We start from the raw sequence: 6,736 nt of genomic DNA on the forward strand, positions 1-6,736 counted from the left end.
GCGCAGGTCGCGCACAGATCATCATCGGAAATTGAGCGCACTTTTCTCGTCTCCTTGCGTGGTGTTCCGTGGTTCAGTGGCCGCCGAGTAGAGCGGGTTTGGGTTCGGCAGTGAGGCTAGCCTTGTATTGACGAGCAAGCTTGAAGCTGTACGACGCGTTCGCCCGTGTCCTGTCCGCCAGCCAGGTTCCGGCCAGTTGGCCGCGCTTCCGGTGGATGCGAGCCCAGCGGGCGAGATATCGAGCGTCACGTACGAGCCACTCAATAGCCTCGCGGATTTCAGCCTGAGTCATGGCCATTCCCTTGCTTGGTGACCCGGCTCAGACTTGCCCAGGTTGATGAGCGCCGCGCGAAGCTCGTTGTGGTCCATGCGGTTGATAGCTACCTGTGCCTCGATCTTCTGCTCCAGCGGCAAGAGCGGGTAGATGTTCGCCTTCAGAACCTTGCGCGCCGTCTCGCAAAACTTGACGGCGTCCAGGCCTGCTTGGTTCGAACTGTGTTGGATGGGGATTTGTGGCATGGATCTCTCCTCTTGAAGGTTTAACTTGCAAGAGGCAATGAGACACAGGCGGGACTAAGCGTAGACGGGAAGGAAAACCCCCTCACTGGCTGGCCAGGAGAGGGGGTGGGGCTAGTTGGCTGGTACGATCCGGAGCGTGAAGGTATCCGGAAGCTTTCGCCCGAGGATGACGGAGGCGCACTGTCGGAATCGCTCCGACCAGGCCCCGGTTGTTCGGCGCCCGCTAGGTGCGCAGATCTTCCAGGCAGTTTCAATCTGGTCGTGCTGTTCCTGAGTGACTTCGATGATCGAAGCGATTTCCTTCTCAATCCACGCGTCCGCAACTTCCACAGCGCGGCAGCGCGATGATTCGGTTCCCGCAGCGACCCAGTCGCCTCCGATTTCGCCTAGGACTTCAAACGTGCCAAGGATTCTGTTGGACGGTACGGCATGGATTACGCGAACGACGATTTCGCCCTCGACGCGCGAATACACTTCAGTTCGCTCTACTTGGTTCGGCATCAGTTACTCCCTACGGGTTGGTTTGCAGAGGAGTAATGCGGCGCATGTGGGAATAACCGCGGTGCCGTAGTCGCGGGCAGGGGCACGCTGATGTGCAGGTGCCCGCAGGGCGGACCTATCCATTGCTTCCACTGAACGGATTGGGTGCAACTCCCGGGGGTGCCACGGCAACTTGATCTGGCAACGGCCCGGCCTCGAGCGAAGCGACAATCAGGTCGAGGTTTGCTTTCAATGCCTTTGCCATGCTGAGGCCCGCTTTGTCCCTTGTCAGGTCTAAGCTTCCATAGATGGATACGCGATCAAGGCGGTTCTCGATGGTCATCTCGCCGATGGCTACGACCTCGGACTCGTTTGCAAACGGGCTGAGCGTTTGTGAGGTGGACATCTCAGATCCTTTGTTCGGCCTTGCCGAGCTTTGGGGCGATCGCCTTTGCCTTGGCGACAACGTTGGTCCCGGGAATGAAGTCGTGCAGGAACTGGCCGTTTGCACTCATCAGGGGGATGAGAAGCAGCAGGCCAGCCACTGCAGCGAGGAAAGCCGGCGAAGCGATGAAGAGGAGGCAAGTCAGGGTAACCACCTTCATCGCACTTCGCAGCAGAATTTCCCCAAAGCGCAGCTTTCGGTCGGCCGCGCTGCGCGTGGCCAGTCGGAACAGCCACTTGCCGGGAGTTCCTTCCATCCGCAGCTTCGCAAACATTGATTCGTAGGCCCACCAGATGGCGGGGAGGCCGGCCATCACGTATGGCGCGATACCTCGCGCGATCGCTTCGTACCAGGCAAAAGTCAGGTGGTCAGCAGGCACACCCGCAAAGATCACCTGCAGCTGATCGGCTGACGGCATATCCATCATCATCGCCGCTATCCACGCTGCACCGATGGTTGCTGCGGCCACTCCTGCTGCGAGGATACATGCATCTACGGCATTCGCGCCCAGCCGCCGACTGATGAGCAGGACCCTTGGCAGGACGTTTCGTTTCGTGATCATTGGGAATTTCCTATCGCGTGAGTAGTTGTGCTGCCCGGGAAAGGTCGTTCAGGACCCGCTCGGCAGATTTTTCGATCCCCCGATCCGATCTGCCGCGGAGTTCGGGGCGGGGGAGGGGGAGCTTCGATGCCTTGGCTTCTGCCGGCAAACTTGGGAAGAAGACCAAGCCGGCCATCGCTTCAAGCTCAGGGAGTGAGACGACCTCGTAGGCTGTCCCGGGTTCGTTGTTGACAACGTAGGCCGCTCCCTTCTGTGCGGCTGGGTCGAAGACGACCTTGAAAATCCGGTCCGGGACCAGGATGCGTCCATTGAGCTGTTTGACTTTGGCGCCGGTGAAGAGTGGGCCGGTGATGACATAGAGCGAGCCGCGACGCTCGACAAGGTTGCGGACGGCCATCTCGATTCCGGCAAAAAGGTGCCGGTTGTTGTCCGGGTCCTGCGCAACGATGTTGCTGAGCGTGAAGCTCTCATACTGGGCCTCTGGAGTGCTCATATCGCCACTCGGAGCGAGGTGGCCTCGATCCATCCCCGAGCGTGCGAAGTCCGCGAGCTCGGCGCGGTCCTTGGATGGGAGGCGTGAATCAGGGTGAAACGCGTCCGCCCGTTGTAGCGAACGGGCTGCGCGAACACGCGACGGCGTGAGATGTTCCGCCGACCAGATTGCCGCACGGCTTAGGGGCGAATGCATGACGGCGAACTCGGTAAAGCAGAGCTCCGTAGCGCCCTGCGCCAGGCGGGCGTTCGCGACGATAGGCGCCGTGCCCTGGTAGTAGCTTCGCGCGCAGGCTGGGTCTTGCGCGTACCCCGGGATTGCCAGCACGCACAGCAGGGCGGCGAGCAGGTGCGATTTCATCGTAGTCTGGTCCTCTTTGGCGGCTCGTACACAGTGCAAGGAGAGATCCCCTGACCAATGCGTGCAGGGATGAAGTCGGCAAGTTGAGATGCGTCATCGACCCAGCCGGCCAATCCTCCGTTCTGCGCCACGTTCCGAAGGAATGCCCATTGATCGTCGGTGGGCTCCTTTCCCGGGCGCTTCACTTCCACAGCGAAGAATCGACCGTCTTTCAGTTGTCCGACGATGTCTGAGACGCCAGGGATAGAGAACCGGACAAAGCGCTTCTGATCCCCTTCGCCGTACACAGCCACGCCTGTGTTCATGCGCATGACCCAGGCAACGCTGGGATGCTGCTCGAGCAGCTCCATGCATGCCAGCAGTACTTTGGTTTCGCGCGGCGACGGCGGATCGGTCGGCTTCGCTCTCGCCGCCCGCTTCGTGGGCTTCTCCTGGGGAACCACCGGCGTGCTGGTCTTCTGAACACGACCGAGCAGCGCCTCGTACTCCTTCTCGCTGAGCCGTTTTCCCATTGCTAGCCGAACATGTCGCCAAGTTTTTCCAGTGCTTCGAGCGCAACGGGGTCGAAGCTCTGGGGGCTCGCCGGCGCCGGTTGCGTGGCAGGGACGGTTCCAGGGTTTGCGGCAACGGCAATGGCAGGGGGCACGATCGTGGCAGGCGTTTCCGCTTCCTCCACACCCTGCGCGAGAAGTGGTTGGATGGGCTCGACCACGGTTTCGCGCAAGGGTGGTGGTTGCTCCGCCGGCGCCACTGCTACCGGAGACGGGGTAGCAGGACGGGCAGCCGGCCGGGCTGAAATTGCGCGGGGCTTCAGCACCCTGGCAGAGCGTCCCTTGGCGCCTCGGCGCACCTGTTTGTCGTGCGGTGCGGATTCGATGAGACCCCCGGGACCAGCCAGTGCCTCCTCAATGGCGTCATCCAATGTTCCTGCATCCCGGTGCTTGATGAACCACTGATACAGGACGCCCCTGATGAGAGGGGTTTCGGTCCGGTATGGCATTTCTGCGAGGAACTCAAGAGCCCCAGGGCAGGTTGCCTCCGCGATCACCAAGTTGATGCGCCGCTCCGGTTCGTCTGGGTCGAACACCCGGATGAGCTTAGGCATCTACGGTTTCCTGTTGGCTCTGCCGCTTCATTGCTTGGCGCAGCGCCACGCCCATGCCGTAACGGCCGAAGCCATTCGCTACTGACATGCGGGGGTTGTCAAGGAGAATGCAGTGCGACCACTTCTTCTTGATTTCTTCGTAGAGCAGCGGAGCGCCGCCGCCGGCCAGGATCACGCCGTGCAACTTCCGCACGTCCATGGACAGCAAGGAGTCGGCCTTGGCGTTGATCTTCTGGGCAACGTGCGAGACCGCCTTTGCAACTTCTTCTGAGATGTCGATTTCTTGACCAAACTGCAAAATCGACTTGGTCCGGATCGCGGTTTCGCACTCGATGAGATTCGAGTGAATCCCGCGGCCATCGAGAATGCGTACCAGATGCTCCGCGGCGAAATTCAGCCCTTCGCATGTGCCGGCGCCGCGTTCAACGTACTGCCCTTCGAGCATCAGTAGAAAGTCGGTCGTGAAGTGGCCGACTTCGATGACAGCCCAACTCTTCGTCCGATCGGATGCGTCCTTGATATGACTCCGGATCGGGAGCCCCTTCTCGTCCAAGTAGAAGTCGCAATACGCGCCCATGGGTTGGGGCAGGACGCGCATCTCGGCCTTGACGATACGTTCCGTGACCTCTTTGAGTCGAGCTTGCTGGGAAGAGAACAAGTTCGCCGGGGTACCGATCACGAGAAGCGGTTTGTCGAGGCCGGGAACCCCCATGGCTTCAAAGCGCTTCATGGTCGAGGCGACCAACGCCTGGTACTCGGGGGTGTTGATCCAGTCGTTCGACAGACCGGCATTGGCGCCGGGACTGCCCTGGAGCCGAGCCGTGTCGCCCGTGAAGAACTGCTTTCCCTCGATTTCGACGGTTTCGATGGCGGCTCGCCGCGCGGTAGTCTCGTCTGAGATCCCGATGGCAGGCGAGACGATGGAGGGGAAGGTGAGGTGGTAGGACTCGCCTTGGGCAAAGGCTACGGCCTTGACGGCGCTTCGGCCCACGTCGAGGCCAATGATGGTTTGGGTAAGCATGAAATTCTCACAGTGCAGAGTCGAAAAGGCCCCGCAACCGGGGCCGGCCACCGATGCGCAATCCGCTGTGCGCAATGTGTACTGCTCATTGTTCACTGCAGATACCGCACCTGTTACGCGTCCGCATTTTAGAATACATAACACGTATTGACAAGGCGACTGTAGCGAATGGAGAATTCGCCTCCGGGGGACGTTTACGGAGTTCCGTACTCAACCCCCAAAGGACGCTTAATACATGGTACGTACTCAACCCCCCGAGATCGACGATTTTGCAGTTGCCCTCACCGCCGCCCGAAAAGCGGTCGAGGAGACGGAGAACCTTATCCGAACCATTGATACAACCCTCGAACGAATCGACCAGCTGATGTACGTGATGCAGCCGTTTCAGTCCGGCCGAATCGGCATAAAGCGGTCGCTAAGTAAGCGGAAATTGCGCTGGGAAGTGCGAATCTTTCGGCAGCTCCGTAGCCGCAAGTGGGTCTCCTCGTTTGCGAGCCACAAGGGGTTGCGGCGCCGCGTGAAGCGTTCCCGGGAGTGGGAGGCAAACTACAAGTTCCTGCAGTTGCTCTGCGATCGAGTCACCCTGCTGTTTGAGTTGCGGTCGCAAGCGGTGGACCGGCTCTGGCGTTTCTCGCATGGATCGACCCGTTCCACCAGGGCCCGAGAGGCTGCGATAAGCGACACGGTCGCCCTAGTGGACGGGCTGCTGGAGCGGATCGAGGCACGGTTCGAAGGCGATATGGAACTTGAGGACGAATAGGCTAAGCGGGATCAATGCCGACCAAGGCCCTGGTGCAGAGACTGTGCCGGGGCTTTTTCTTTATGGGTAGCGAGTGTCTCGGCCGGGCCGGATATTGGGCGAAGATTGGATTGAGGCGGACGTAGAGGAGATAGCTGCCAGGCGGAGGTCCTGTGGGGAGTCGGGATTTCTGCCACGCGGGGTATTGGGCGGAGGGAGTCCTGGGCTCTGTGCGATGGGAGACGGGACTGGCTCTGGCGGGATCTCGGGTTTGGCCTGTTCTGCGGCTTTGCGTAGTGCGCTGTTCTGCGGGCGGGTGGATGGGCTGGTTGTCTCACTCTGCCGACCGGTGGTCGTTCTCTCGCCTGCGCGGGTGTCCGCCTTGTTCCCTTGTTCTCTCTCTGTCCGATTGGGCGGCCGGTGGTCCTGTGCTTGTTGCGGTGGGGCGGGGAGGTAGCCGGCGATGGCTTGGTGCGGAGTGAGCTTGGGCGCGGAGTGAGAACTTCGGTTGGCGGTGGCTTGGGTTTGGTGTCCCTCGGCGGCCCGTGGTCCGCCGGAGCCTTTGGTGTCGCCGGCGCATCAGCGCGGGCCCCGTGAGGGGCTATGGTTCTGCCGACGGGATAACTATTTGTCCTGCCGGGGCTCGTTCTGGTGGTGTGCGGGCTGCGCTTGTGCGCCCTCCTGCGTCGGGGTTGTTGCGTCGCCGTGAGCATAACCATTTGTCCTCTTCCTTCCTTGTGTCGCCGCGGGATCTCGCTCCCTGTTCTTCCTGAGAGCCGGGTGCGCTGCTGCTGTCCTGGTGCCGGGGCGGGATTGGGCTGCTCCTTCTTGCCCGGTCATCTCTCGCCGGAACTGTGGATGGGATCGAATGGATCTAATGGATGAAGGGGAGGGGCGCTCGGCAATCGGGCCACCCAGGCCCCGGGTCTCCTGCATATCCCGAAGCAAGTTGGCGGGAAGAAGCTCTCCTGCGAGCAGACGATCCAGGAGAAGAGCGGCTTGTGAAATGGGC

General features: G+C 61.0%; 9 protein-coding genes. 1 reads left to right on the forward strand and 8 read right to left on the reverse strand.

The annotated features are described in order from the left end of the window. Window positions 1-288: 288 nt before the first annotated feature. From FFS21_RS13850 to FFS21_RS13885, 8 genes are all read right to left on the reverse strand, one after another. Complete coding sequence (locus FFS21_RS13850) at window positions 289-519, reverse strand: hypothetical protein (RefSeq protein WP_104670267.1); 231 nt, start codon at window positions 517-519, stop codon at window positions 289-291. Between the two features lie 111 nt (window positions 520-630). Then, window positions 631-1,020, reverse strand: a complete 390-nt coding sequence (locus FFS21_RS13855; protein ID WP_104670268.1) for a hypothetical protein — start codon at window positions 1,018-1,020, stop codon at window positions 631-633. A 115-nt stretch (window positions 1,021-1,135) separates the two neighbouring features. Continuing rightward, window positions 1,136-1,405 (reverse strand): hypothetical protein, encoded by a 270-nt coding sequence (locus FFS21_RS13860; RefSeq protein ID WP_017514912.1) that lies wholly within the window; start codon window positions 1,403-1,405, stop codon window positions 1,136-1,138. Between the two features lies 1 nt (window position 1,406). After that, window positions 1,407-2,006, reverse strand: a complete 600-nt coding sequence (locus FFS21_RS13865) for an RDD family protein (protein ID WP_104670269.1) — start codon at window positions 2,004-2,006, stop codon at window positions 1,407-1,409. A gap of 10 nt (window positions 2,007-2,016) precedes the next feature. Then, complete coding sequence (locus FFS21_RS13870) at window positions 2,017-2,859, reverse strand: DNA/RNA non-specific endonuclease (protein ID WP_104670270.1); 843 nt, start codon at window positions 2,857-2,859, stop codon at window positions 2,017-2,019. Next, window positions 2,856-3,371, reverse strand: a complete 516-nt coding sequence (locus FFS21_RS13875; RefSeq protein ID WP_104670271.1) for a VRR-NUC domain-containing protein — start codon at window positions 3,369-3,371, stop codon at window positions 2,856-2,858. Before FFS21_RS13875 ends, FFS21_RS13870 begins: the two co-directional genes overlap by 4 nt. Before the next feature lie 2 nt (window positions 3,372-3,373). Continuing rightward, a complete protein-coding gene (locus tag FFS21_RS13880) occupies window positions 3,374-3,964 on the reverse strand; it encodes a hypothetical protein (protein WP_104670272.1) in 591 nt (196 codons plus the stop codon). Beyond that, entirely contained in the window at window positions 3,957-4,985 is a 1,029-nt protein-coding gene (locus FFS21_RS13885) for a ParM/StbA family protein (protein WP_104670273.1), read from the reverse strand. The genes FFS21_RS13880 and FFS21_RS13885 overlap by 8 nt, the downstream gene beginning before the upstream one ends. Before the next feature lie 235 nt (window positions 4,986-5,220). Here FFS21_RS13885 and FFS21_RS13890 point away from each other — a divergent pair, with 235 nt between their 5' ends. Further along, the gene (locus FFS21_RS13890; RefSeq protein ID WP_104670274.1) at window positions 5,221-5,745 is read left to right on the forward strand and encodes a hypothetical protein; all 525 of its coding nucleotides are present in this window, start codon (window positions 5,221-5,223) and stop codon (window positions 5,743-5,745) included. Window positions 5,746-6,736: the final 991 nt, after the last annotated feature.

Origin of the sequence: Cupriavidus sp. 2SB (assembly GCF_005503625.1) — a bacterium.
Classification (GTDB): Bacteria; Pseudomonadota; Gammaproteobacteria; order Burkholderiales; family Burkholderiaceae; genus Cupriavidus.